Source organism: Paenibacillus plantiphilus (assembly GCF_927798095.1).
Lineage (GTDB): Bacteria > Bacillota > Bacilli > Paenibacillales > Paenibacillaceae > Paenibacillus_Z > Paenibacillus_Z plantiphilus.
Genome location: NZ_CAKMMF010000006.1, coordinates 197,931 through 223,970, shown reverse-complemented (window position 1 = coordinate 223,970; position 26,040 = coordinate 197,931). Strand labels below are relative to the sequence as shown.

At 46.8% G+C, this 26,040-nt stretch carries 19 protein-coding genes, 1 pseudogene and 2 CRISPR repeat arrays; of the genes and pseudogenes, 19 read left to right on the top strand and 1 reads right to left on the bottom strand.

Annotated features, from left to right (window positions below; all coding sequences use genetic code 11):
* The first annotated feature begins 34 nt into the window (after positions 1 to 34).
* The 12 genes from L6H65_RS07540 (at position 35) to L6H65_RS07485 (ending at position 16,525) form a co-directional block, all read left to right on the top strand.
* Positions 35 to 709: a response regulator transcription factor gene (locus L6H65_RS07540; RefSeq protein ID WP_236339880.1), complete on the top strand. Its 675-nt coding sequence runs from the start codon at positions 35 to 37 to the stop codon at positions 707 to 709.
* A complete protein-coding gene (locus L6H65_RS07535; RefSeq protein WP_236339879.1) occupies positions 706 to 1,800 on the top strand; it encodes a sensor histidine kinase in 1,095 nt (364 codons plus the stop codon). Before L6H65_RS07540 ends, L6H65_RS07535 begins: the two co-directional genes overlap by 4 nt.
* Before the next feature lie 337 nt (positions 1,801 to 2,137).
* On the top strand, positions 2,138 to 3,136 hold the full coding sequence (locus L6H65_RS07530; RefSeq protein ID WP_236339878.1) for an NAD(P)-dependent alcohol dehydrogenase: 999 nt from the start codon (positions 2,138 to 2,140) through the stop codon (positions 3,134 to 3,136).
* A gap of 170 nt (positions 3,137 to 3,306) precedes the next feature.
* Positions 3,307 to 4,254: a hypothetical protein gene (locus L6H65_RS07525; protein WP_236339877.1), complete on the top strand. Its 948-nt coding sequence runs from the start codon at positions 3,307 to 3,309 to the stop codon at positions 4,252 to 4,254.
* Positions 4,255 to 4,611: 357 nt separating this feature from the next.
* Positions 4,612 to 5,838: direct repeats of the CRISPR family, unit length 32 nt; unit sequence GTCACTCCCTACGCGGGAGTGTGGATTGAAAT.
* A 385-nt stretch (positions 5,839 to 6,223) separates the two neighbouring features.
* Positions 6,224 to 7,000 (top strand): CPBP family intramembrane glutamic endopeptidase, encoded by a 777-nt coding sequence (locus L6H65_RS07520; RefSeq protein WP_236339876.1) that lies wholly within the window; start codon positions 6,224 to 6,226, stop codon positions 6,998 to 7,000.
* Positions 7,001 to 7,037: 37 nt separating this feature from the next.
* Entirely contained in the window at positions 7,038 to 8,204 is a 1,167-nt protein-coding gene (locus tag L6H65_RS07515) for a sensor histidine kinase (RefSeq protein ID WP_236339875.1), read from the top strand.
* A complete protein-coding gene (locus tag L6H65_RS07510) occupies positions 8,197 to 8,856 on the top strand; it encodes a response regulator transcription factor (protein WP_236339874.1) in 660 nt (219 codons plus the stop codon). The genes L6H65_RS07515 and L6H65_RS07510 overlap by 8 nt, the downstream gene beginning before the upstream one ends.
* A gap of 169 nt (positions 8,857 to 9,025) precedes the next feature.
* Positions 9,026 to 10,141, top strand: coding sequence for an NADH:flavin oxidoreductase (locus tag L6H65_RS07505; RefSeq protein ID WP_236339873.1), 1,116 nt, complete (start codon positions 9,026 to 9,028; stop codon positions 10,139 to 10,141).
* Positions 10,142 to 10,748: 607 nt separating this feature from the next.
* A CRISPR array of direct repeats spans positions 10,749 to 11,240; the repeat unit is 32 nt; unit sequence GTCGCTCCCCACGCGGGAGCGTGGATTGAAAT.
* Positions 11,241 to 11,873: 633 nt separating this feature from the next.
* Positions 11,874 to 12,809 (top strand): AraC family transcriptional regulator, encoded by a 936-nt coding sequence (locus L6H65_RS07500; protein ID WP_236339872.1) that lies wholly within the window; start codon positions 11,874 to 11,876, stop codon positions 12,807 to 12,809.
* A gap of 26 nt (positions 12,810 to 12,835) precedes the next feature.
* Positions 12,836 to 15,247: an excinuclease ABC subunit UvrA gene (locus tag L6H65_RS07495; protein ID WP_236339871.1), complete on the top strand. Its 2,412-nt coding sequence runs from the start codon at positions 12,836 to 12,838 to the stop codon at positions 15,245 to 15,247.
* Complete coding sequence (locus L6H65_RS07490; RefSeq protein WP_236339913.1) at positions 15,247 to 16,284, top strand: serine hydrolase domain-containing protein; 1,038 nt, start codon at positions 15,247 to 15,249, stop codon at positions 16,282 to 16,284. The genes L6H65_RS07495 and L6H65_RS07490 overlap by 1 nt, the downstream gene beginning before the upstream one ends.
* 64 nt (positions 16,285 to 16,348) lie before the next feature.
* Positions 16,349 to 16,525 (top strand): hypothetical protein, encoded by a 177-nt coding sequence (locus tag L6H65_RS07485; protein ID WP_236339870.1) that lies wholly within the window; start codon positions 16,349 to 16,351, stop codon positions 16,523 to 16,525.
* A gap of 295 nt (positions 16,526 to 16,820) precedes the next feature.
* On the opposite strand, the pseudogene L6H65_RS07480 reads toward L6H65_RS07485, so the two are convergent.
* A pseudogene (locus L6H65_RS07480) lies at positions 16,821 to 17,324 on the bottom strand (Rpn family recombination-promoting nuclease/putative transposase); the annotation flags it as partial.
* A 500-nt stretch (positions 17,325 to 17,824) separates the two neighbouring features.
* Here L6H65_RS07480 and L6H65_RS07475 point away from each other — a divergent pair.
* From L6H65_RS07475 to L6H65_RS07445, 7 genes are all read left to right on the top strand, one after another.
* Positions 17,825 to 18,121 carry a hypothetical protein gene (locus L6H65_RS07475; RefSeq protein WP_236339869.1) on the top strand — a complete coding sequence of 99 codons (297 nt, stop codon included), beginning with the start codon at positions 17,825 to 17,827 and terminating at the stop codon, positions 18,119 to 18,121.
* A 1-nt stretch (position 18,122) separates the two neighbouring features.
* Positions 18,123 to 18,344: a helix-turn-helix transcriptional regulator gene (locus tag L6H65_RS07470; RefSeq protein WP_236339868.1), complete on the top strand. Its 222-nt coding sequence runs from the start codon at positions 18,123 to 18,125 to the stop codon at positions 18,342 to 18,344.
* 58 nt (positions 18,345 to 18,402) lie between these two features.
* Positions 18,403 to 19,056, top strand: a complete 654-nt coding sequence (locus L6H65_RS07465) for a DUF4386 family protein (RefSeq protein ID WP_236339867.1) — start codon at positions 18,403 to 18,405, stop codon at positions 19,054 to 19,056.
* 18 nt (positions 19,057 to 19,074) lie between these two features.
* The gene (locus tag L6H65_RS07460; RefSeq protein ID WP_236339866.1) at positions 19,075 to 20,088 is read left to right on the top strand and encodes an NAD(P)-dependent alcohol dehydrogenase; all 1,014 of its coding nucleotides are present in this window, start codon (positions 19,075 to 19,077) and stop codon (positions 20,086 to 20,088) included.
* A gap of 865 nt (positions 20,089 to 20,953) precedes the next feature.
* Complete coding sequence (locus L6H65_RS07455; RefSeq protein WP_307728312.1) at positions 20,954 to 23,446, top strand: winged helix-turn-helix domain-containing protein; 2,493 nt, start codon at positions 20,954 to 20,956, stop codon at positions 23,444 to 23,446.
* Between the two features lie 710 nt (positions 23,447 to 24,156).
* Positions 24,157 to 24,684: a hypothetical protein gene (locus L6H65_RS07450; protein WP_236339864.1), complete on the top strand. Its 528-nt coding sequence runs from the start codon at positions 24,157 to 24,159 to the stop codon at positions 24,682 to 24,684.
* Positions 24,685 to 24,735: 51 nt separating this feature from the next.
* Positions 24,736 to 25,377, top strand: coding sequence for an HAD family hydrolase (locus tag L6H65_RS07445; RefSeq protein ID WP_236339863.1), 642 nt, complete (start codon positions 24,736 to 24,738; stop codon positions 25,375 to 25,377).
* Positions 25,378 to 26,040: the final 663 nt, after the last annotated feature.

The window sequence follows — 26,040 nt, the reverse complement described above, 5'->3', positions numbered from 1 at the left end:
TGGTTAGGGCAAGCTTGCAAAAGAGGTGACGGTAATGACTCGGATTCTAGTTGTTGATGACGACCCGCATATTCGTGAATTGGTGGGGCATTTCATGCGTCAGGAAGGGTTGGACGTACTTGAGGCGGCGGATGGCCTGGACGCGCTGCGTGTCCTTGCCGACATGAAGGTTGATTTGGTCATCCTTGATATAATGATGCCCGGTATGGACGGGTGGGAGCTGTGCCGCGAGCTGCGCGGTCAGACTGACCTGCCCCTGCTTATGCTCACGGCCAAGGGCGAAACATCGCAGATCGTCAAAGGCTTCGCGCTTGGAACGGACGACTATCTCGTGAAGCCTTTCGACCCTATGGTGCTTGTTGCACGCGTGAAGGCTTTATTGAAGCGCTATCGAATTATGACGTCGCAATCGGTGCAGATCGGAGATGTTGCGCTGCGCCGTGATACGTTCGAGTGCCGGGCGGGCGAAGCAGAGATTACACTGCCGCTCAAGGAGTTCGAGCTGCTGTTCAAGCTCGCCAGTTATCCGGGCAAGACGTTCACGCGCGACCAGTTGATCGAGCAGATCTGGGGTTACGATTACGAGGGCGACGAAAGAACGGTCGATGTGCATATTAAGCGCCTTCGGGAACGATTCCCAGAGGAGCGCCACGCTTTCCGAATCAGCACCATACGGGGATTAGGCTACCGGCTGGAGGTGCAGCAATGAAGCGGGAACCGGGATACATCCATTTCGTTACGAGCGTGGGAATGGTATTATTGGCGCTGTTTCTCAGCTGGACAGCAGCATTCTATATAACGGGGGCCGTCTACTCGCGAATTGGATGGGAGCCCCATGGTTTGTTCGCCCTGCTCATTAACGCTACGCTCGGTTTCGTTCTCTTCGGTACAGCAATCGCGATTGTGGGGCCTTTCCTCCGGCCAAGAGAGCATCACTTTTTTACTGAGATGAATGAAGCGTTGAAGCGCATATCACGAGGCGACTTTCGCGTTAATATTGAGATGGGGATCGATCATAGAAAAGCAAGAAAGCGGCAGCAGCATCCCTATGTGCAACTGGTGAACAGCATCAACGATATGGCAGCGAATTTAAAGGCGATGGAGGAGCTGCGGCAGGAGTTCATTTCGAACGTATCGCATGAGATTGGAACACCGCTCACATCAATCAGCGGATTCGCCAAGGCGCTCAAGGATGAGAGGCTGGACCTAGAGCAGCGGCATCAGTATTTAACGATAATCGAGACGGAATGCGTTCGTTTATCCAAGCTCAGCGATAATCTAATGAAGCTGGCGGTTCTTGATTCGGCTCAGCAGACGTTCCATCCAGCACCTTATCGATTGGATAAGCAGCTGGTATCGCTGCTGCTTGCCTGCGAGCCGCAGTGGGAAGCCAAGAAGATCGACATGAGCGTGGAGGCGGAGGAGGTTGAAATCATCGTAGATGAGGATCAGATGAGCCAGGTCTGGCTCAATCTCATTCATAACGCGATTAAGTTTACACCACATGGCGGGTCAATAAGCATCTTCCTTGCACGCGATGGAGATCAGGCGGCTGTCCGTATAGCCGACACAGGACAGGGGATCGCTGAGCAGGATCAGCCGCGCATCTTCGAACGATTCTATAAAGCAGACAAATCACGCACCCGTACCGCAGGAGGCAGTGGCCTCGGACTTTCCATCGCACATAAGATTACCGAGCTGCATGGCGGCTCGATCTCCGTGTGCAGCAAGCCGGGGGAAGGAACTGAATTTACGGTTCTGCTGCCATGGACACAATCAAGTTTTGCAACGAATGAGTGAATGGGAGCCTGTGCAGCCTGCCCCTTGCGCTATGATCGAGATCTATAAGTCTGCATACTGCAATCTCCACTTAAACCACTCCAATCTGGTGATCTGATAGCCTCATATTAACAAACTCCTTGTGCAAGGCAATCGATTCTCAGGCTGTTATCCTCTCGGTCTGTCGATGGACTGATATCATCTTCCAAAACCGTACTTAAGTATCTATATGCCATTGACCTGTAGCAGATATACTACTTGTAAACAGGATCAAGGGCCATCTGGCACTGCTCTCGGTCATTGACATTGGACCCGGTCGTTAAATACATTCGTGCCGTACCCGAGGAAGGAGCTTCATATGAAAGCTATCATCTGTACACAATACGGATCGCCGGATGTTCTTCAGCTCAGAGAGGTAGAAAAGCCAGTTCCCAAGAACAATGAAATACTGATCCAAATCGTTGCGGCCACCGTAACTGCAGGAGATGCGAGGCTTCGGAATGGCAGCAGAAAGTCATTGCCCCTTTGGCCGTTCTCCAAATTAGCGATTGGTCTCAGAAAACCAAGAAAAGCGATACTGGGCGTGGAACTGGCTGGGGAAGTTGAAGCTGTAGGCCGGGATGTCACACGATTCAAACGGGGGGACCAAGTATTTGCGTCAAGCGGCTTTGGTTTTGGCGCTTATGCGGAGTATTTGGCAATGCCTGAGAACGGGGCAGTGGCATTGAAGCCGGTCAATATGAGCCATGAGGAGGCTGCCGCTGTTGCGGTCGGGGCAGCAACTGCGCTGTATTTTCTGAGGAAGGGAAATATTCAGAGTGGACAAAAGGTTCTAATCTATGGCGCTTCCGGAGCGGTGGGAACCTATGCGATACAGCTTGCCAAATATTTTGGGGCTGAGGTAACGGGAGTATGCAGCACCGCGAATGTGGAATGGGTGAAGTCGCTGGGCGCTGATGAGGTCATCGATTACACGAAAGAGGATTTTACGGAGAGAAATGTGGCCTACGATATTATTTTTGACACGGTGGGTAAGACATCGTTCTCACGCTGTAAAGGCTCGCTAAAGCAGAAAGGGTCCTATGTTCAGGCTGTCATGAATTATGTGCAGGTTGCCCAGCTATTATGGACTTCTGTAGTAGGAGGCAAGAAAGTCATATCTGGGGTAGCGAGCGATAAGGCGGAACATTTAAACTACCTCAAAGAGCTTGTCGAGGCGGGAAAGCTGCAGTCGGTCATCGACAGACGTTATTCGTTGGAGCAGGCTGCCGAGGCGCATGAATATGTCGATAAGGGACATAAGAAGGGGAATGTGATCCTCACGGTGTGGCGCGATTTTGATGGAGATAAATCATGAGCGCCATGATTTAGACATAGTATGGATCACCGGGAGGTGCTATTCGCTTACGGGGCAAAGCAAGCCTGTCCCAAGGATAACGAAATGCTCGGATATGGCAGGACTAAGCAACTTTTTCCTGGGGTGGACGTCTAATGGGTAAGAACACTTTGGGGTGAAGAGCTGTGTTAATGAAAGCAATGACTATATGGCGGTATGTGTTGATAATAGGCTGTGTAAGCATGGGAATGGTAATGGCTTCGTGTGGAGTTAACGATTCAGGCAAGTCTGATGTGAAGGGGACTGATGCCGCCACTGGAAACATTGATGCTGATTATTCGAATAATCCCTCTATAGCAAGTGGCGCTCCAGATGGAGCAGCCGATTCAAAGCAGGGAGATCGCCAGCAGGAGTTTAAGTTCCCGAAGTCTGTCAAACTCCAATTTCAGCGGGTAGAGCTTATCGAACTTTCTAAGGAACAGGCCGGTGGGACATGGGAGCATACCCAGACAATCTCCTTCGGTGAGATCGATGGTGAGCCCGTATTGCTGGAAGTGTACAAAACTCACGATCAAAAAGCACTTTGTGGGTTGAGCTATGAGCGAGTTGTATTGATCGAATACAAAAAAGAAAAGTATCGCTACCAGGATTGTTTTTCGGCAAGTCTTGAGGATGAGAATCCTGAACAGCATGCTGCGCTGTTCTTATTAGGCTATAAGCATGAGGAGAGTCGGGATTCGACTCTTATCGTTCATGGTGCAGCGGAACTGAGTGCCAATGGTCCGGGCAGGATGGCTTATTTTTATTTCGATGTCGCGCAAGGCCGATGGTATGGTTTTGAAGATTGGGGCTTACCCCGAGTGGTTGATCTGGATGGAGATGGTATCGCAGAACTGGTGAATCAATTCCAGGGATTACATATGCAGTGGCCTGATATTACTGTTTATCGATGGACGAATCGCATTCTGGAAAAAAGTCCTTCCCTTAAAAGCCTGATAGGACTACCAAATGAATCATATAGTGCGGCAATTTTGGATGATCAGGCTCGAATAAACGTTACTGCCGTTATGAACGTCGAAAATGAGCATAAAGTCACGGCCAGCTACAAATATACTAATGGTGAGATATATGTTGAGTGACCCAGCCTTTGTGTGAGAGTGGGACTCCGGCTGCATGAGAAAGGAATGCGCTGGATAAGTGGATGTGGAGCGTTGACAAAATAGGTGGAGAGGAATATTCTGAATGGGTAATGGGTTTACATTTATCCCCATTTCATTGGGATTGAACCTCCAGGTTTAGGATTGATCGTTTGAATGGTCCATTCTGCAGGTGCGAATGTGAAGCTCACATGAAATCCCTGGGGGATTCGCACCTCGCTGCTGGCGCGGGTTTCGGGGATTTTTCAGACATATTTTTCCATTTTTAAGAGTTCGAAAATGGGTTTCGCACTAAAGCGCTTTCAAAACCTTGCCAGACAAGGGCTCAAAACGCCCGCTGTCACTCCCTACGCGGGAGTGTGGATTGAAATATTACAACTCCCCTCTCTAATAACATATACTTGGTCACTCCCTACGCGGGAGTGTGGATTGAAATGAACGCAATCGTGCCGAGCTTCTTCGAATATTTCGCGTCACTCCCTACGCGGGAGTGTGGATTGAAATCCATGCGGGAGGTCACGCTCCTTCACCGTATTTGTCACTCCCTACGCGGGAGTGTGGATTGAAATCTCTGAAGACGAGCCACGCAGACATTAACGCGGCGTCACTCCCTACGCGGGAGTGTGGATTGAAATATAGCATGCACATCTGAACTATAGTTCATGAGAGAGGTCACTCCCTACGCGGGAGTGTGGATTGAAATACTGAAACGGACGAAGGAACCGGCATTTACGGAGTCACTCCCTACGCGGGAGTGTGGATTGAAATGGTAATCTCGAAACTGGCGAAGATGGCTTCGTAGACGTCACTCCCTACGCGGGAGTGTGGATTGAAATTTAACTAAGTGCTTTAGTATACCATGAGTTTTTCCGTCACTCCCTACGCGGGAGTGTGGATTGAAATCGGTCGCTCAATTCGTGGTCACTTTGACCAAACATGTCACTCCCTACGCGGGAGTGTGGATTGAAATTATTTGTTCTTTTGTTAATTGATTCAGTTCACTGTCACTCCCTACGCGGGAGTGTGGATTGAAATAACGGATGAGGAGATGATTTTCAATGTTTGATCAAGGTCACTCCCTACGCGGGAGTGTGGATTGAAATTTTAAATCACGATCGAGATCTCTCAATGTGTAAGGGTCACTCCCTACGCGGGAGTGTGGATTGAAATTCCAGTTCAAGAGCTTCCATGATCTTATTTAAGGTCACTCCCTACGCGGGAGTGTGGATTGAAATAACCGCAATGGTATGCTCCCTCCTTCCGCTCCTGGTCACTCCCTACGCGGGAGTGTGGATTGAAATAAACCGAAAAGAAACTAATAGGTGTAATATGCCTGTCACTCCCTACGCGGGAGTGTGGATTGAAATCATGAAAATTAAGTGTGCGGGCAACATTTTTCGTCGTCACTCCCTACGCGGGAGTGTGGATTGAAATAAAAATGGAAAAGTTACGGAATGGAGAGATTTTGTCACTCCCTACGCGGGAGTGTGGATTGAAATGACGAGGTACACCTTGCGTTTTTGGAGCCTGACAAGTCACTCCCTATGCGGGAGTGTGGATTGAAATTCTTTCTTTCTTTTCCTTCGCCCTGCGCTCGTTTATGTCACTCCCTACGCAGGAGCATGTATCGAATCCATACGCAAAAGTAGCCTTGCTTTTCAAAGAAGCAAGGCTGCTTTCGCATCCCTGTTGAATGCGTTAACCGTGAAGACATTTTGGACGGTCATTAAACCAGCGATTGACGAACCCACGAAACGGTTATTCAACAACCTCAATGCAGCCTGATAAAGGCTGCATTTTTTCGTTGACGTACTCAACCAATAGGGTCCATAAGCAGTATGTCCATACGCCTTTGCTTGTCGCTTTATGACGATCGTCACTTATCATATGATGGCGCCTTCTCATATAGTTGCCTTAGGAAATAAATTCGTCCTAAGAAGGAGTGGGAAGGATGCATGACGAAATGGAAGTAAAACAATACAGTGTTCGGAAAATATTGGGGTTATGGGCATTGGTTGCTTTGCCGATGCTCCTTATGCGATTCGGATTGATGCCTGTTCTAGTGCCAATCGTCAGTTTTCACCCGGGTATTCTCTATTGGCTGCTTATGATTGCCAGCATGATCTGGCAGTTCGTGCTGTCTGTCATCATTTTGCGGAGAGAACTGGGCCCTTTGAGCTGGGAGAAGCTGAAGCAGAGGCTTTGGTTGAATCATCCGATTCATCCGAGGACGCATCGGGTCTACAAGCTCGCCTATTCATTCACGATTCCAATCATTCTGTATGCTTTTTTCTTTGAAAGCTCCGGCTTGTTCGGGTTTATGGAAGAGGCGATCAATCGGCTTTTCCCGGCAATGGCTCCAGAGGAGTATACGTTGATTGAAAATCTGGCGACTCCCGAATTCGTCGGCGCCTGGTATCTGCTCGGTATTGCGCTTGTCAGTTGTTTGTTTAATTATTTATTGGGGGAAGAGCTGTTCTTCCGGGGCGTTCTGCTGCCTAAGATGAGGGGAGCCTTTGGCAGATGGGATTGGGCCATGAACGGCGTCCTGTTCGCTGCCTACCACCTTCATAAAATATCGGAAATCCCTCTGTTTATTATCGGATCGATTTTTTACGGCTTTTTGAATGTCAAATATCGGAGCTTCTGGCCGGCCATCATCATTCACGGAGTGGAAGCTATTCCTCTGCTGCTAGGCGTTGCTGCCGTCGTTCTGGGATTCTTATGAAACGCAAACGATCCAGTAGTAAAGGAAGTGCGGTCCTATGAATATGTCAACGGTTCAGACACTCAGCAATACGAAGGTTTCGAGAATTTTTTTCTACGGACTGGCATGCGCTTATGTGGCTCTGCTATTGCTTTACGTTGTTCTATCTCAATATAAGGGTATTATCCTGGTTGCGATTCTTATCGGGCTTTATTTCATCAGGCACTCGGAACGAGTATTGAATCATCCCAGGTATCACCCTGTTGCAGCCGTATCCCCAGTTGTCGAAATCATCCTTCTTTTTCTCTTATTCCTGCGAAGCGGCACGGAAATTGAGAGTATCGTATTCGTGCTCTTTGCTGCGGATCTTCTTCTGCACTACAAGTCGTGGTATGCTTTTCCGTTTGCCTATGGCGGGTTTCTTGCCTATATTTTTGTGTGGCCGGGAGAGGGCGAGGATGTATGGAGCAATGTGATCAATATTTTGAGCTATTCGTGTTTGGTTATTCCGATCTGGAGCACGAAGCTGCTGCTCAATCAAAGGGAGCTGAACCTTCGCTTAAACGATGCTCTGATCCAGGAATCCAGAACGAGGGAAGAGATGGCGGCATTAAAGGAGAGGACCCGGATCGCGGAGGAAGTTCATGATACGGTCGGTCACACGTTAACGACAGCGATCGTCGCCCTTGAAGGGGCGCAGCTGCTCTTCGAGAAGAGACCGGAGGAAGCTTACCGGAAGATTCTCGTTGCTCGCGAGCAGATGAAGCAAGGACTCGGCAACATCCGTCAGGTCGTCAAGACGTTGAAAGCCGCGGATGGGACAATGGGCGACCTGGGGCTGAAGGAAGGGATAAGCAAGATCATAAGCGATACGGCGGAGCAGACGGGTGTTCGGTTTATTTTTCATTATGAGGTGGCCGCCCCTCTTATCTCGCTTCAGGAGTATGTTGTGCTCAACGCGATCAAGGAATCGATTACGAATGCGCTGAAGCATGGCAAGGCAGGTGCGATTGAGATTGCAGTGCTGGAGCAGCAAGATACGATACATATTGCGGTAAAGGATGATGGAAGAGGCAGTGACTCGGTGGTATACGGCTTTGGCCTGAATACGATGGAGGAAAGAATTGTGGCTATCGGAGGTCAATTCAGTGTGGAAAGCGAGCCGATGAACGGGTTCGCACTCCATATCCGGATGCCTGTTGCGAGGGGGATGGTTCATGGATAGCGATTGCAAAATCAGTGTCATGCTTGTGGATGATCAGAAAATTATGCTGGAAGGGCTGGAAACGCTGCTTTCGATCCGAACGGATGTGGAGGTCGTCGGGACGGCTCAAACGGGAGAAGAAGCGCTTGAACGGCTACGTTCGGTTGTTCCAGATGTCATTCTGATGGATATCCGCATGCCGGGCATGGGAGGCGTAAAGGCAACCGAAGCCATTAAGGCGCTCTATCCGCAGGTGACCATTCTCATCTTAACGACTTTCGACGATGATGCGTATATTATTGAGGCTTTAAGCAACGGAGCTTCCGGTTATTTGCTCAAGGACATCGACGGAGAGAAGCTTGTACAATCTATACATGAAGCGCTATCCGGCAATTTGCTGCTGACCGGCAAAGTGGCGCATAAGCTAGCCCTTAATATCCGCAGCAAGAACAGCCGGTTCGAGCAGGCAGGCGAGGAGCTTGAGCTGACGCCAAGAGAGCTGGATCTTGCAAGACTGCTTGTAGAGGGGTACAACTCAAAGGAAATTGCCAACAAATTATTTCTGACTCAGGGAACGGTGAAGAACTATTTAAGCGGTATCTATACCAAGATCGGAACCAATGACCGGGCTAAGGCGGTTCTGTTATTAAAAAGGTATTTGTTCGATCCTTAATGAATGTTTGCGTTTGTCAGGTATCGCTCTTCATCGGAACAGACAGATGGGTAAGCACTTTTTGAGCAAAGTTCGATTAAAGAACTGGGATTACATGGATATCCGTGATAGTATGAAAGGGTACACAAGTATTAGCAGATAAACATCAAATATAGATGGAGGTAGGCAAATGTCTGATGCAAGAAACGAAAATTCGGTTGAAGCATTGTTCAAGCCTTTTACAACCGGAAAATTGCAGGTGGCCAATCGCATTGTAATGGCGCCGATGACTAGAGGGTTCTCTCCGAATGGCGTGCCAGGGGAGGATGTGGCGGCTTATTACCGCCGACGGGCGGAGAATGGAGTCGGCCTTATCGTGACTGAAGGAACGGTGATCAATCATCCGGCCGCTGCGGCAAGCCCGAATTGGCCCCATTTTCACGGGGAGGAGGCACTGGGAGGCTGGTCTAATGTAGTGAAAGAGGTCCATGAGGCAGGCGGCAAAATCATCCCGCAGCTGTGGCATGTAGGATTAACCCGCAAGCCAGGCGATCTTCCAAACCTGGAAGCATCGCCAATCGGCCCATCGGGACTGAATCTCTCAGGAGAGAAAATTACGGAGCCTCTAACGGAGAATGAGATTGGGGATGTCATCGCAGCATATGGACAGGCAGCGGCAGATGCGGCTCGAATCGGTTTTGACGGGATTGAGCTTCACGGAGCGCATGGCTATTTGATCGATCAGTTTTTCTGGGACGTAACGAATCAACGCTCGGATCGCTACGGCGGGGATCTTGCAGCCCGGACACGGTTCGCGGTTGAAGTTATACAGTCCTGCCGCCGAGCAGTCGGACCGGATTTTCCAATCGTGCTAAGGTTTTCCCAATGGAAAGCTGGCTATTATGAGGCCAAGCTGGCCGAGTCGCCTCAACAGCTTGAGCAATTCCTAACACCGCTTGCAGATGCAGGAGTGGATGTCTTCCATTGCTCGACACGCCGATATTGGGAGCCGGAGTTTCAAGATTCGGATTTGAATCTGGCAGGCTGGACGAAGAAGCTGACAGGAAAACCGACAATAACAGTAGGCTCGGTTGGCTTGGATAATGAGTTCGGAAGCAGTCGCGGGTATAATGCGCATCCGGCAGCTCTTAACAGCTTGATCGAAAGGCTGGAGAACGGGGAGTTCGATTTGGTGGCAGTAGGCCGTGCCGTACTCGCTGATCCGGCATGGACAGCGAAAATACGTGGTAAACGAACAGATGAGCTGTTGAGCTTCGAACCAAGCTCCACCCAGACATTATATTAATGAAGCTGAGTTCGTCAGCTTATATTATTCGTTAGAAGAGGAGCCTTCACACAGGGTCCTCTTCTTTCTTTTATTTGTGAACTGACCGTGGAAAATGAAAGCGTGCAATGAGTGCACCATGAATGGAGAAAAAGCGGTATGGAGAGCGTGGGTAAAATAATGTTGGAGTAATGCAATTGGAGCTCAATCGATGTATGGGAATTTGAAGCTGAAATTTCGGGTCAGAGGAGGTCATCTCCTTGCTCTCCAAAATTGTGAAATTAACCACTTTAGAGAGAAGTGGATTTTCTTTTTGGGAATGGGTTCCATACGGATGATTGACAAAATAGTCGTCGAGGACTACTCTGAATTAATAGTAGTCTTACAATTATTACTATATAACCGAGGTTGCTATATGAAAGTCGTGGAATTGATTGTTTTGGATGGTTTTTTATCTGTTGGTGCGAATGTGAAGCTCACATGAAATTCCTGGGAGATTCGCACCTCGCGATTGACGCGGGTTTCGGGGATTTTAGAAACATATTTTACCATTTTCTAATGATCAAAAATGGGTTTCGCACTAAAGCGCTTTCAAAGTCTTGCTAGATATGGGCTGAAAACGCCCGCTGTCGCTCCCCACGCGGGAGCGTGGATTGAAATGATGAAAAATATGTTAAAATAATTTCTAACAACGTCGCTCCCCACGCGGGAGCGTGGATTGAAATTCATCATGAGGTTACTATTTACGTAGTTACACAGTCGCTCCCCACGCGGGAGCGTGGATTGAAATTCGTCGGAGTAATACCGGACTTTACGTATATACGTCGCTCCCCACGCGGGAGCGTGGATTGAAATGTCTCAGGCATGTCCCAATAGTCCGCCACTCCAGTCGCTCCCCACGCGGGAGCGTGGATTGAAATAACGATGAAATGCGTTCCCGTGTGGATCGCGGATAGTCGCTCCCCACGCGGGAGCGTGGATTGAAATTTGTAGGAATCGTCATAGAAAATTTCCGGAATGTAGTCGCTCCCCGCGCGGGAGCGTGGATTGAAATTATGTTATCGTGTATATAAATATCGCAAGGCATAGTCGCTCCCCGAGCGGGAGCGTGGATTGAAATGTATCGAATATCATGATACCGTCTCTAGGTTGGGTCGCTCCCCACGCGGAATCCGTACTCAATAATATGACCTTCAAGCTAATGCCGGATGGCGCTCGGTGGTATTTACCTGTGCTTGGTCCCAAGGCAACACTGGTTATGAACATGCGAAGGCAGATTATCCTGCTTCGTCTTATGTGGAAGCCATCGAGAGCTTTACTGAGTTGAGGCCATCCAGAACATATACGATGTATTCATAAAGTATTCCGTCACTGTTTGAGTGCGGAGTGCTTTTTTTTCATGACGCTTCTGGAGAGGCAACCGGAACGGAAATTTAATCTGCATCAGCAAGAAAAGCTTCCGCGGATTCGTCAGCAAAGTCTGGAAACGATCTTTCAAACGCGGAGAAAATCCATGAATTATTTGGAGAGAGGTGCAACAATGGAGAATAAGGATAAGTTTAAAGGATGGAGAGCGAAGAGACTTGGAAAGAAGCAATGAGCAGTCAGAAAGAATTTTTGAAGCGGACGTATGAGGTAGGATGACTTTCATCTGCGGATGCTCGAAGACCAGCAGACGGGCCTGGCCTATTATCGTGCCGCTGCTGCGGATGCTATTGTAAGCCGCCCATACAACGATTGAGAGGGATCATTCATGACAAATTCCCAAAGTATGAGGGAGTATTTACGCCGCATTCATAAAGTGCAGGATTACATAGAAGCCCATGTGTGCGAATCTCTTTCACTGGATGAGCTTGCTGCCATTGCGGGTTTTTCAAAGTATCACTTTCATAGAATATTTAAGGGAATCGTCCATGAATCTTTATTGCAATATGTCAACCGTGTGAAGCTGGAGAAAGCGTTGAATTTCCTTATCCATCGACCAGATATGACGATTACCGATATTGCTTATCAATTTGGTTTCACGGACCCTGCAATTTTCTCCCGCGCTTTCAAAAATCATTATGATACAAGCCCAAACGATTATAGAAATCAATATCGCAAGAATTGCAAAGACTCGACTAAAAATTCTCCTTATCATGAAAGCATGATGAAACGTACACGAAGGGGGAACGAAAATAAAGTGCAAGGCAATGTTGCCATTGAAACGATCGATGAGATGCATGTCGCTTATGTGAGACATCTTGGCACTTATGCGGAACTGAAGATTGTTTTTGAATCTCTGATGCAAAAGCTGCTTGATGAGTTAAATCAGCGAAATCTCATAACGCCGACAAGTACTAAAGTGTTGACTATGTATCACGATCATCCTGACATTACAGAAGAACAGCATAGAAGGACCAGTCTTTGTGTCACGATCCCAAGCAGCTCTGCTGAGTCCGTAGAAAATAGCGACAGTGAGATAGGAAGGATGACAATACCTGCTGGGAGGTATGCTGTAGGCCATTTTGAAATTTTCCCGAATGAGTATAGTGCGGCCTGGGATTATTTGTGCGGGGAGTGGCTGCCCCAAAGCGGTTTCCTGCCTCGTGACACCTCTAGCTTTGAAGTATACCTTAGCAAGCCAGACCCGGATCCACTGACAAAGCAGCGGGTAGATATCTACTTGCCGATAGGACCTCTTGCATAATCGAACACAGAAGAAGGGGCGAATGAATGAACAGCATAACCATTCAAGGAGCGCGAGTGCATAACCTCAAGAACATAGACATCTCCATCCCGAAAAATAAGCTGATAGCAGCAACAGGTGTCAGCGGATCAGGCAAATCCAGCCTTATGTTCGATATCCTCTTCGAGGAAGGGCGAAAGCAATACCTGCAGTCTATAGGTATGCTTGCAGGACTGGATGAGGAAGACAAGTTCGACAGTATACAAGGGCTAAGCCCTGCCATAGCCGTGCAGCAAAATATAATTCGCCAAAGCAACGCACGTTCAACTGTGGGCTCAAGAACCAGCATTATGAACTTGCTGACTCTGCTCTATGCCGGAGAAGGCGAAGTCTGCTGCTCCTCCTGCGGAACAGCTGTGAATGACGGTCTTTCCTGCCCAACATGCGGGAATGTAGAGGAACGCCTGACGCCAAGCTATTTCTCCCACAATTCTCCGAATGGTATGTGTATCAAGTGTTCCGGGCGCGGGGCGTACTTTGAAGTGAATATAGACGTGTTCATAACAGACAGCCGCACGACCTTCGAGCAGGTTCTTGACAGAGTCGGGTTAACCCCTGGTTATATGCGGCTATTCCAAAGAAAATTCCAGCAATATTTCGCGATGCCTTTCATGCAATTACCCGAGGAAGTGAAGGAAGAGATCATCTATGGGCATTATGCACACGACAATTCTCAGAATCGCAGCGCTTGTTTATCAAGAATCCTTCATAGTCGCCACCAGAGAGGTGAAGACATGAGCGGTATGTATGCCCGTGTTCGATGTGCCGATTGTCATGGATTTCGGATTGGAGAAGAGGCGCGGGGAGTGCTGCTGAATGGCAAGCATATTGGCGAGCTCGGGTTAATGACAATCTCAGAGGTACATAAGCTCCTTGGAGATTTGCTGCTGCAGCAGCATACGCTCACGGCATTTGGCAACAACCTGCTCCAAGAAATAATGCGTAAAACGAATAATTTGCTCCGAGCACGGCTCGGCCATCTTTCCCTGTACAGAGAAATGCCGTCTTTGAGCGGCGGTGAAATACAGCGGCTGTTTCTGCATTCCCATCTGGATTCTCGAATGGATTCCCTGATCTACGTTCTCGATGAACCGACAGCAGGACTGCATGAATCGGAGAAAACAGAGCTGTTGAAATCCATTCGGGAGCTACAAGAATTGGGCAACACGGTTATCGTTGTAGAGCATGATCGCAATGCAATCACAATGGCGGAGCATATCATTGATATCGGACCCAAGGCCGGCATTGAAGGCGGACAGGTTATTTATGAGGGTGATTTGGAAGGACTGCTTCAGTGCAAAGAGTCCATAACAGGCCAGTATCTTTCTGGCACAATCGCCATACCTGCGAGAGCTCTGCATCCAAGCATAGAGTCGGCGCTTAGTCTGACCATCCGTCACGCCAATACAAACAACCTCAAGAATGTGACAGCAGCATTCCCTTTGGGAGCTATGGTCGGGATAGCAGGCATGTCGGGAAGCGGGAAAAGCTCGCTCATTTCCAATACGCTGCTCCCTCTACTGAAAAGTCATTTTCGCGGCACGTCGGCAGACACGGAAGACGACGAAATGGACAGCTTAGAAGAAGGAGCAGTGACTTCATTTGTTGCGGACAGGCTGGAGGGCATGGAGCATATAAGTGGATATGCAGAGCTGTCACAGGCTCCAATTGGCAGGAATACGAGCTCCAACCCCGCATCCTATATAGGCATTTGGGATAAAATACGGGGCTTATTCGCCAAACAGCCGGAAGCCATCCGTCAACAATTATCCGCAGGCCATTTCTCATTCCATTCAAAAGGTGCTTGCTCGGTATGCGGTGGCAGCGGGTGTGAGACCATCTGGCTGGTCGGTAATCTGAAGATTGATAAAACATGCACAGAATGTCATGGAATGAGGTTTAATGAGGAAGCTTTATCTGTCATGTACAGTGGTAAAAATATCTTTGACGTCCTGGAAATGAGTGTTTCGGAAGCAGTTGCTTTCTTTGAGGATAACAAGGGAATTGTAGGGACTTTGAAGGTGATGGAACGTATTGGCATGGGCTACATCAAGCTTGGCCAATCCACGCCAACGTTAAGCGGCGGTGAAGCGCAAAGAATCAAGCTCGCCAAAGAGCTTGGCCGAAGACGGAGGGGGTACATCCTCTATATACTTGATGAGCCTGCCACTGGACTTAGTCTATATGATACTGCGAAGCTCATTGAATTGCTGGACGAGCTAGTGGCAACGGGCAATTCTGTCATCGTCATTGAGCATAATCCCGTCGTTCTGGCTGCCTGTGACTGGATAATAGAGCTTGGGCCGGGAGGAGGCCCTGATGGGGGGCATATCATTGCAGAAGGTTCACCTGAGGTGCTGAAAGAAAATCCGAACTCTATAACCGGGAGGTATCTATGATGCAATGCGACTACTGGCCCACGACAGAGTGGCGGACGCAAGACCCGGCAGCTTTGGGAATGGACGCGGAAAAGCTGTATGAGCTTGATCCTATGATAAAGGCCCAATACAGCAATCTAAATGGTATTGTCGTTGTGCATAAAGGCTATATTGCCTTTGAACAATACTATAACTGCTGCGGCCCGAACGACACCTACCATGTAGCTTCAGTAACGAAAAGCATCACATCTGCGCTCATTGGCATTGCTATAGACAGAGGATCTATCAACAGTGTTGACGAAAAGGTGCTCGATTTCTTTCCCGAATACGTTGCCGGTGCTACCGATATGCAGAAACGGGCGGCAACTATACGGCAGCTTCTCACCATGACAGCGCCATTTCCTTTTACATGGAAACCAGGAGGAGTCGTGCAGGAACCGCTGGACAGGCTGCGGAGGCAGAAGGATTGGGTGAAATATGCGCTTGATCTGTTGGGTCAGAAAGGAAGACCTGGCGTGTTCCAGTACTGCACAGCGGGGGCGCATCTGCTTTCAGCTATTCTCACATGCGCTACAGGCAGAAGCGCTCGGGAGTATGCAAACGAGCATTTATTCGGGCCCATTGGCATGAATGTGATTCCTGATTGCAGGATGAAATCGTTTGGTCTCGAAGATGTGTTCGGGATCAATCTGAAAGGATGGATTCAAGATCCGAGCGGCAATTCAACAGGCGGATGGGGGCTTGCACTAACTCCCAGAGACATGGCGCGTTTCGGATTTCTATATTTGAATGGCGGTATGTGGGACGATAAGAGGATTGTCTCCCAAACGTGGATCGATGAGTCGATAGCGATGAACGCCAACAAATACGGTTATTTGTGGTGGCTGCATGAAGAGGACGACGTTTCTGCGCATTTGGCAATGGGTGATGGCGGCAATGCGATTTGCTGCATTCCAGCAAGGGACCTGATCGTAGCCATCACATCCACAATCGTAAGCAAGCCGCGTGACATATGGCCGCTGATTCAGAAGTGTGTGATTCCCTCTGTAAGAGGTTAAGTGCTGCAAGCGCAAATCTATTGACAGCTAATCAATTTTACATACCTGGCAGGGGATCTTTGCATTGGTTCTTCAAGAGGAAGAAGAGCGCTCCATACAAGCGGATATTGAAGCGAGTCCAGCTTTAAAACAGATGATCGAGGAAAGTCGTGAAGAGTACCAAACAGGCAAAGGAATGACGACATCGGATTTGTTCACGAAGGGAATTCCTTCTTCTATGGTCAAACACAAACATTCTTAGCTAATATATGGCGTGATGTTTTCGAGCAGGTATCAAACAACGGTTCTTCAATGGGGTTGATTGAAATGATATCGTTATTTTGATGAAATAACGATATCATTGTTGTGAGGAGGACTGACATGCCTACTATTCGACCGAGCTCAGACTTAAGAAATAGGTACAACGAAATATCCGAGTTCTGCCATAAATATGATGAGCCTGTCTATATTAAATAGAAAGGGCTAAGCAAAATGCTCAGTCCCACTCCCTTGGTTACATCTATAATTACAATCCGATGTTAATGTGTCTGTTTCAACTACTCCAAATCAACTGAGGAAATGCCCGTCAACTCTGAGATAGTTGCTATGTCCATGCCTTTACCCCGCATATTCCTTGCCACTTCAAATTTGCCTTCTTCCTTTGCTCCTTCAAGCATAGAAGCTTCATCATGTAGTGCCTTCTGTCGCATTTCATACATACGCCCCGCTTCCGCATCTTGGCTCAAGTACTCCAGTGCGGTCATAGCCTTGCTCAATGTCGGTTCGTGCATCTTCAACACCTCCCAGTGTTTTGTATCGTCACTTTTCAGAAATAGCATCAGAAATAGCAGCCAGTTTAACAAGCCGCCTTCGCTCGGAATAGGCTGTTCATTTAGCTTGGACAGTTCCATGATGTGTATCTCTATGTCGTCGTTCAGTGTAATACCGCTTGGGTCTTCTCGCAGATGGAAGACATTGTGTTAACGATCATTGGGTAAGATCGTAAAATTCAGGATATTAATCGTTACGCATTTCCTAAGTTTTTTATAAGACTGTCCTTGCTTGAATATCTTGCTTCGTCGAATAGACATCCATGGAGGCCTTAGCTCAGCGAGTTTACCGCTACACAAGGGTTTCCGAGTGTTGGCGGCTTTTTGCACATTGAAATAGCACTGACAATTGTTCGTGGTCACTCGTTGGGTCGTAAAGCAGCCATTTCTTCGATTGTGCGAAAAACCTCTCCCTTTATGGTGAGCATAAGTATCGCTGCTGCTGAATGCCTAAAGTCTGTCCGTTGTGTAAGATTAGAAATTAAAGTAATTTAAACTTGACTCAATGTAATGTATAGATTACTATTAGTCTTGTTAAGGTTACAATATGTAGAGTTAAGATGACAAATGGAGGGGTATGAATGACATACCAAGAAACAAAGAATTATGTATCCTTATTCAGTTCGATATTGATTTTTGGAGCCTACTGCTTGTATCTATTTCAGAAATACAATGAAGAGATCTTGGACTCAACAGCTACCCTCAGCTTTTGGGGGGGCAGCATCTTAATTTTGATCTTGGTATCCATTGTGGCCAATATCGTCATTACAATTGTATTCATCATCATCTATAGAATAACTACGAACGAAGAAGAACCTGCATTTGCGGATGAACTCGACAAACTAATCGAATTGAAGGCCATCAAAATTTCCCATTATGTATTTCTCCTTGGCTTTCTACTAGCCATGAGTTCATTGGCGATGGATATGCCGCTGTCTGTGACTTTCATCCTATTGATTTTCTCAGGGTTTTTGGCTCAGCTCGGTAACATTGTCACGCAGCTGTATCATTATCGGAAAGGAGTTTAAGATGGGCAAATGTATGATTACCAATAACATTCGAAGGTTAAGATTTGAACGTGATGAGATGACTCAACAACAGTTGGCAGATAAAGTAGGTGTAAGCAGGCAGGCGATTTTATCCATCGAAAAGGGAAATTATTCTCCATCTCTGGAACTGGCTTTTCGGATCGCACAAGTTTTTGGCGTCACTTTAGAAGAAGTATTTACGTATGAAGGTGAACCTGATTGATCTTCCTATATAAATGAAGCGATGTAAGATGAATTTATTGTGGAAAGGAGAGGTGAAAATGAATAATTTCAAAAAAATAGGAGGGTATGCCGCGCTCATTGAAGCCGCGACATTCATCGTAGGATTTGTTTTGATGTTCACTTTACTATTGCCCTCTGGTTACTTGGAGAATGATCCGGCCCAGTCTGTAGCATTCCTTGTGGAGAATATGACTCTTATGTATGTATGGAACCTGATTATTTATATTATTTTCGGCATCTTTTTAGTTGTACTGTCGCTAGCCCTTAACGAGCGTTTAAAGTCCGGTGCGCCTGTCTTAGCGCAGATAGCGACGGTCTTTGGGTTTATCTGGGCAGGGCTCGTTATTGCGAGTGGAATGGTTGCAAATGTCGGTTTTGGTATAGTTGTAGATCTCTATAAAAATAATCCTGCTCAAGCGGAAGCGCTCTGGCTAGCCATTCGATCTGTTGAATTCGGATTAGGGGGAGGGAATGAAATTGTAGGCGGCTTATGGGTTCTCCTAGTAAGCTCGGCAGCTTTGCGAATAAGAGAGTTTCCCCGAGTACTGAATTACTTGGGTGTAGTGAGCGGTGTAGCGGGCTTATTAACGGTTATCTCGGTTCTTAGTATGCTAGGAGCAATTTTTGGTATAGGTCTGATCGTGTGGTTGATATGGATTGGACTCTTCATGTTGCGCAATAGCAAAGCATGATCAATTGGAGGGATCTTAATGAGAGCCATGGTATACACCAATTACGGATCACCCGAAGTCTTTCAACTGAGAGAGATGGAAAAACCGAATCCTAAGGAAAAAGAAATAGTGGTAAAAATACATGCAACACAAGTAGGTTACGGTGATGTGATCGCTCGAAATTTTAAAAAAATTTCTCCTCGCCAATTCAACATGCCGTTTCTCTTTTGGATTTTTGCAAAAATTTGTTTTGGTGTTCGGAATCCAAAGATCGCAATTCTGGGAAGTCAGTTTGCCGGGGAGATTGAAGCGATAGGAAGCAAGGTACAATCATTTCGTCCAGGTGATCAGGTTTTTGGATACCTTGGTCAAAGCATGGGTGCTTATGCTGAGTATGTTTGTATGGCTGAAGACGGGATTGTGACCATCAAGCCCGCGAATATGACCTATGCGGAAGCGTCTGCCGTACCTTATGGAGCATTAGTGGCATTGAATTTGCTTAGAAAAGCAAATGTTCAGAGGGGACAAAAAGTGCTTATAAATGGTGCTTCCGGAGGGATCGGATCAGCCGCGGTACAGCTTGCCAAGTTTCATTTTGGGGCGGAAGTTACCGGAGTTTGCAGCACCTTGGGATTGCAATTGGTGAAATCTATCGGAGCTGATAAGGTCATTGATTACACGAAAGAGGATTTTACCCTAAACGGTGAAGTTTACGATCTGATTGTTGACATTTTAGGCAAGAGCACGTTTTCATATTGTAAAAACTCGCTAAAGAAAGACGGCCGTTACCTGTTAGCCAGCTTTAAGGTGAAAGAGCTTATACAAATGCTATGGACTAAAGTAGCCGGCAAAAAGAAAGTGATTTGTGCATTGGCACTCGAAAAGTCCGAAGATTTAATTTTAATCAAAGAGCTTATTGAGGCAGGGAAGATAAAATCGGTCATTGATAGAAGCTATACATTAGAACAAATGTCTGAAGCTCATACCTATGTCGAAAGCGGACATAAAAAAGGAAGTGTAGTCATTACGGTAGGAGGTAATAACAAAGCTTAAAAGGTAATTCTAATTCATGATAGGACCAAAACGGTTGTTTAGAGAAACGGAGGGTATGTAAAATAAAAAACATTTAATCGGGTTTCATACATCCCATGATGGGAAGACGAGCTTGCGCGAAGTCGGATCCCCATAGGCTCCATACGATTGAAACACCATCGCAATTCGTGATGGTGTTCAGACTGTAGATAGAGGTTTTTTTATTTGAATGGGTTGTACTGATGTAGACGAGGGAATCATTGACGATTCCTTCGTCTTTTTTATGCACTATTTATTGTTACTGACCGATGCGGTTCGGATTAATAAGACAGCCTAATACGCTTCACATCTAACGCCACCGTTCTCCACGTCTCTTCACGTAGATCAAAAACACATATCGCCAAGGGATAATGAAAGGGAAAATGACAACCATCAAACAAGAAAATGCAACCTCCCAAGTTGATTCGTCCATAACGCCAGTTGCCCATTGAGGGACCGCAACAACAATTAGCCAAAGGGATTTCCACACTAATTCCCATAGAAGGATCGGCAACATCTGCAGAGGATACCGCAATCCTAAGATGCAAAGTAACCAGTAAGCTGCCAACATGGAATTGACCGCGCTTTCCATGAGTTCCATTGGTTCTTCTCGAAAGATGACACCAGGCCACACCATGACAGCCAGACCCAAGACAACAAAAAGATACAACGCTCTCAGTATATAAAGACGAAGCAATGAAACCTGGACCATTATGAGCAACTCCTTACCATAAATGAATGTAAGTCACACGGTTGACGTATGCACACCTATTAGCCCAAATTTTAACTTGAAGGAAAAGAAGTATGTAGATACTTAAGTAGGGTTTGCTATAATGGAAGTATGAACATGGAGATAATATCCACAAAACTATATATGCCTCCCCTTCGTCCGACAATGGTGCTGCGTCCGCGTTTAACCTCTCGGATGGAAGGAGGCAGGCATCGTAAGCTGACGTTGGTATCTGCTGCTGCCGGCTTTGGGAAGACAACAGTAGTGTGCGAATGGCTGTCGGGGCTTTCAATACCGATTGCTTGGTTATCCATAGATGAGGGAGACAATGATACCTTCCAATTTATCGCGTACCTAACAGCAGCATTGAAGCAAGCCGGGGTCCCAATCGGGGAGGGCTTGTTCGGCTTGCTACGATCGTCGGAAAGGCCTTTGATGGAACCGCTCCTGACGATTCTTCTCAATGAAATCGAGATGTTCCCCGCTTCATTAATACTAGTTATCGATGATTATCACATAATTCGTGAAGAGGCGATTCATAACCATGTAGCCTTTCTGTTAGACCGAATACCCTCCCATATGCATGTCGTCCTTATCACTCGAGAAGAACCGCATCTACCTTTGTCCCAATTGAGAGTCCGAGACCAACTGAACGAAATTCGCGTTAACGACTTGCGGTTTCTATTATCCGAGGCGTCCAACTTCTTAATAGATGTAATGGGGCTGCACTTGTCGTCTGGAATGATCGAAACGCTGGAAACGCGTACCGAAGGGTGGATTGCAGGCCTCCAACTGGCGGGGATATCGATGCAAGACCATGCGGATGTCGAGGGGTTCGTCGGTTCCTTTAACGGCAGTCACCGCTACGTGTTGGATTACTTATTAGAAGAGGTTTTGCAGAAGCAGTCAGATGCCATTCAACGATTTTTGCTGCAGACCTCAATTCTTGATCGGTTTTGCGGTCCGCTTTGTGATGCGGTCACAGGTATGAACAACGGAAGTGAATTATTAGAAGTATTAGAGCGAAGCAATTTGTTTGTAATCCCGTTGGACAATGATCGGAATTGGTATCGTTATCATCATCTTTTCCGTGAGTCGCTTCGTAAGCGGCTGACGTCAAACAATTCGCCAGAGGAACTGCATCGAAGAGCCAGTATCTGGTACGAAGACAATGGACTGGAGACGGATGCGCTTCAGCATGCTTCCGCTGGAGGTGATGTCGATCGTGCTGCTAGACTCATTGAAGGCAATGGCATGCCGCTACATTTTCGCGGAGCTGCTTTTCCTGTTTGGTCCTGGTTGAAGTCTCAGCCGGCAGAATTGTTCGATAAGAGGCCTGCTCTATGGGTGATCTATGCCTCCGTGTTACTGACAGTCGGTCGATTGCCCGCCGTTGATGAGAAATTGATGGCTGCCGAAGCTGCCCTACAGCACTATGATCAACAAGAAGAGGGAATTCGAGACTTAGTCGGGCATATTGCCTCGATACGAGCTTCGCTGGCTGTAACACGTCATGATGCGGATACGATCATGATCGAATCCCGCCGCGCGCTAGATCTTCTGGATGCGCGTAATCTACCAGTAAGAACCGCTACGACATGGGCACTGGGATATGGATATGGATTAAAGAAGGATCGCATCGAAGCCGAACGGGCATATAGAGAAGCAATAGCTTCTAGCGAAGCCATTGGTCACCAGCTCATTGCCGTCCTGTCAACACTCGGACTCGGTCAGATTTATGAAGTGAACTCCCGTCTTAGCCTTGCTAGAGATACTTACAAACGGGTCATTACATTAGCAGGCAATCCGCCACTTCCAGTTGCATGCGAAGCGTATCTGGGATTAGGACGCATCTACTATGAGTGGAATGAACTTGAGATTGCGGAAGGCTATGGCCGCCATATGCTCAGATTAGCGCAACAAGTAGAGTCATCGGACAGAGTGATGGCAGGAGAGTTATTCCTTGTGCAAATACGGCTAGCACGGGGAGATAAGCATGGTGTCTCCGAAATGCTGAACAGGTTGGAGAAAGATGCTCACACACTCAGGCGCGAGAACCTGATTCCATTAATTGATGATGTGCGGATGAAGATGATGTTCATGGAAGGCAATCTGTCTGCTGGGGTGGACTTAGCGGAAGATCTTATGCCTGAGGACCGAATACGGGCGTTGCTATTACAGTCCGTCACTTCTGTAGTAATGGGTGAGGTGAGTGACGCACTCGTGCCATTCTCCGAAGCATTATCATTGGCAGCGCCTGAGCGGTATATCAGAAGCTTCTTGGATCTGGGCGAGCCCATGGCTCGTCTGTTGGATGAAGCACAGTTGTGCGGTATTATGTCGGAACACACAGCGATGTTGTTAGCTGAATATCCGACGAAGTTGCGGCGTACCAAGTCATCGCGTGTGCTCGTTGAGCCATTAAGCAAGCGCGAATTGGAAATTTTGCTGCTCATTTACCAAGGATATTCGAACGAAGAAATTGCTAAAGAGTTGTTTCTTGCACTTAGCACGGTGAAAGGTTACAACCGGAATATTTTTGACAAACTGCACGTTCGTAGGAGGACAGAAGCAGTTGCGCTCGCTCGCAATCTAGGTCTTATTAAATAGATAGGATGAGCAGCAGAGAAAGATGATGTGAAACCGGTAACGGCGGGAGAGCGCATCGCTGGCAGCGATGAGGTCAGGGGTTCGATCCCCCCAGGCTCCATAATTTAAAAAGCCTTTAAACACAAGGATTTCCGAGTGTTTAAAGGCTTTTTTCTATGCCTAGATAGTTATGAATTGAGGGTGTGGTCACACGTTTGGTCACAGTAAGGATTTTTTTGGTGATATTTCATCTTTTGCAAAGCGAGTGGATTCCGCTCAGACCATTATTTTTCTCGATCACAAATAATCGCCCTGGCTCTTTGGAGGCAGGGTGATTTACTTTTACTCCGTTCTAAATGCTCCGATGAAAGGCGGTCAGTAAGTTGAGGATGAATTATTAGAGATAAACGAGATAAGAATGCCCAAATTACATATGGCTTAGCAAAGTACGGACTTCAAGAAATCAGATTAAGAAAAAATCAATGGGGGTATCGACAACTTGAGGTGCGACTCAGACCGCAACTCCTGATCGATCCAAATGGTTACTATTCCTTGACAGCATTACATGATTTTTGTCATGTGGCCCAGCGATTTGACTTTATTATGAAGGATTTAGAGATAACTTAGTATCACAATACCTGGTATTATTCAAAAAAGGCAAAATACCTGATTATGTTTTAGCTTGCGAACAAACTGTGAAGTATTGGAACTCGACAACAAATGTATATTTGATGAGCGCTAATAAAACGATAAATTGGTACAATCGGTATGAAACCTTGCTGAGTAAGCAAGAGAAAAAGCCACGGAAGATTATGCAGGATTTCTCGTGTACAAAAGGAATTCTAAGATTTGAAACACAAGTGAGGAATGAAGAAGCCAGCGTGGCTCAAGTGCTTTCACAGAAGCGTTACGAGAAGGAAATAGAATATTTCTATAAGTTAATTGTAGGAAATGGCGATTATTACACTTTGGATACAGCGATACAGCTTATTCGTAAGAACGTCACTGATCAATCTAAGAGAATGGCTCTGGAAAGGCTCATAAAGCTGATCGACCATTCAGGAGGAGTATGGCAAGCTAAGAAAATTTACAGAGAAGGAAATGCAGACAAATTCAGCAAGCGATTAAACCAACTACGGAAGTTAAACATTAATCCTGTTGTATTACCGCCTGAATGGGGTGTTGACAGGCTAGAAAATCTCCATAGCAGGATTGTTGACTATATGAAGAAAAGAGAGGCGGAAGCGCCTCTCGAATAATAAGAGCGATGGCACGCATGGTTGCCGCAGCTGACAAAGGAGAACGAAAAAATGAAAAAGTACATACTCTTCGATCATGATGGTGTACTGGTTGATACTGAATTCTGGTATTACAAAGCGGGAGAACGCGCTCTGGCTGACATTGGATTTACATTGAATAAAGATCAATACCTCCGCGACATGACCCAGTCATTAGGCACTTGGTCCCAAGCTAGGGCGGCAGGTATTGATGAACAGACCATCAGCAAGCAGCGTGAGGTCCGCAACGTCTATTATCAGGAATATCTAAGAACAGAAGCCATAGAGATTGAAGGCGTAGTTGAAACCCTAGCCGAACTGTCCAAGTACGTCCGCATGGCCATCGTGACGACTGCAAAACGTGCGGATTTTCAACTTATTCATGAAAAGCGCCAGATTAGAAAATTCATGGAATTCGTCCTTGTTCGCGAAGACTACGAGCATACCAAGCCGCACCCGGAACCATACTTGACCGGCCTAAAGCGCTTCGGAGCTACCAAGGAAGAGACCCTGGTCGTAGAGGATTCTAACAGAGGGTTGAGCTCAGCCGTGGCGGCTGGTATCGACTGTGCTATTGTCCATAACGACTTCACAAAAACACATGACTTCTCACAGGCCAACTATCGAATCAAGACTCTGATTGAACTAAAGGACATTATCCTGAATGTAACTTGAGAAAGCATATGTAACCTGAGAAAGCATTCGCCAGCGTGTCCCGTACTCACTTTATAAGTGAAGGGCGGCGCGGACTTACGTAATGCCCGTGGAGCTTGGCTTCTGGGTACCACGGCATGGTCGGGTTTGATTAAAGTGTGACCCGTCCCGACTTCTCGCAAGGTTCGTTAGACTACTTTTCGGAATTTTGTGTATGAAATGTATTCATTAAATAGTGTCTCCATAGCATCATTTTTTTCTTCTCCGAATCTACTCTATGTTAAAATAAGTGCGTGAAATGTTCAGAATAAAGTCTTTATCAAAGATGGGTTTGGTGATAGAATTCACAAGAGTCAAGTAAAGGATCACTCCTTCGAGCGATCCTTTACAATTTTCGATATTTTTCTAAAATTGCTTTCCGAGAATACCACATATTTATCAGTACCCTCGAAATATCCTCTGAACTGAAAAAACTCCGTTTTCTCAACTCGGATAATTTTGTGAAAATCTGCGACCTGTGCGCGATCCGTCTTCTCGAAATTGTATCCCGAGTTATTGAGGTTTTCTACAAGCAGGCTTAGATTGTTGCCTATGTGACAGTAACGGTCATACTTGCTTGCATAACGCTTGGGCTTCTTGTCTTGACAAACAATCGGGCTGCCTTTAGAATCTAACTAGTTAGTT

What these genes read in the sequence shown, in the direction of transcription:
- L6H65_RS07540 (WP_236339880.1), top strand. Translation starts at nt 35, where the DNA reads ATGACTCGGATTCTAGTTGTTGATGACGACCCGCATATTCGTGAATTG.
- L6H65_RS07535 (WP_236339879.1), top strand. Translation starts at nt 706, where the DNA reads ATGAAGCGGGAACCGGGATACATCCATTTCGTTACGAGCGTGGGAATG.
- L6H65_RS07530 (WP_236339878.1), top strand. Translation starts at nt 2,138, where the DNA reads ATGAAAGCTATCATCTGTACACAATACGGATCGCCGGATGTTCTTCAG.
- L6H65_RS07525 (WP_236339877.1), top strand. Translation starts at nt 3,307, where the DNA reads ATGAAAGCAATGACTATATGGCGGTATGTGTTGATAATAGGCTGTGTA.
- L6H65_RS07520 (WP_236339876.1), top strand. Translation starts at nt 6,224, where the DNA reads ATGCATGACGAAATGGAAGTAAAACAATACAGTGTTCGGAAAATATTG.
- L6H65_RS07515 (WP_236339875.1), top strand. Translation starts at nt 7,038, where the DNA reads ATGAATATGTCAACGGTTCAGACACTCAGCAATACGAAGGTTTCGAGA.
- L6H65_RS07510 (WP_236339874.1), top strand. Translation starts at nt 8,197, where the DNA reads ATGGATAGCGATTGCAAAATCAGTGTCATGCTTGTGGATGATCAGAAA.
- L6H65_RS07505 (WP_236339873.1), top strand. Translation starts at nt 9,026, where the DNA reads ATGTCTGATGCAAGAAACGAAAATTCGGTTGAAGCATTGTTCAAGCCT.
- L6H65_RS07500 (WP_236339872.1), top strand. Translation starts at nt 11,874, where the DNA reads ATGACAAATTCCCAAAGTATGAGGGAGTATTTACGCCGCATTCATAAA.
- L6H65_RS07495 (WP_236339871.1), top strand. Translation starts at nt 12,836, where the DNA reads ATGAACAGCATAACCATTCAAGGAGCGCGAGTGCATAACCTCAAGAAC.
- L6H65_RS07490 (WP_236339913.1), top strand. Translation starts at nt 15,247, where the DNA reads ATGCAATGCGACTACTGGCCCACGACAGAGTGGCGGACGCAAGACCCG.
- L6H65_RS07470 (WP_236339868.1), top strand. Translation starts at nt 18,123, where the DNA reads ATGGGCAAATGTATGATTACCAATAACATTCGAAGGTTAAGATTTGAA.
- L6H65_RS07465 (WP_236339867.1), top strand. Translation starts at nt 18,403, where the DNA reads ATGAATAATTTCAAAAAAATAGGAGGGTATGCCGCGCTCATTGAAGCC.
- L6H65_RS07460 (WP_236339866.1), top strand. Translation starts at nt 19,075, where the DNA reads ATGAGAGCCATGGTATACACCAATTACGGATCACCCGAAGTCTTTCAA.
- L6H65_RS07455 (WP_307728312.1), top strand. Translation starts at nt 20,954, where the DNA reads ATGGAGATAATATCCACAAAACTATATATGCCTCCCCTTCGTCCGACA.
- L6H65_RS07450 (WP_236339864.1), top strand. Translation starts at nt 24,157, where the DNA reads ATGAGCGCTAATAAAACGATAAATTGGTACAATCGGTATGAAACCTTG.
- L6H65_RS07445 (WP_236339863.1), top strand. Translation starts at nt 24,736, where the DNA reads ATGAAAAAGTACATACTCTTCGATCATGATGGTGTACTGGTTGATACT.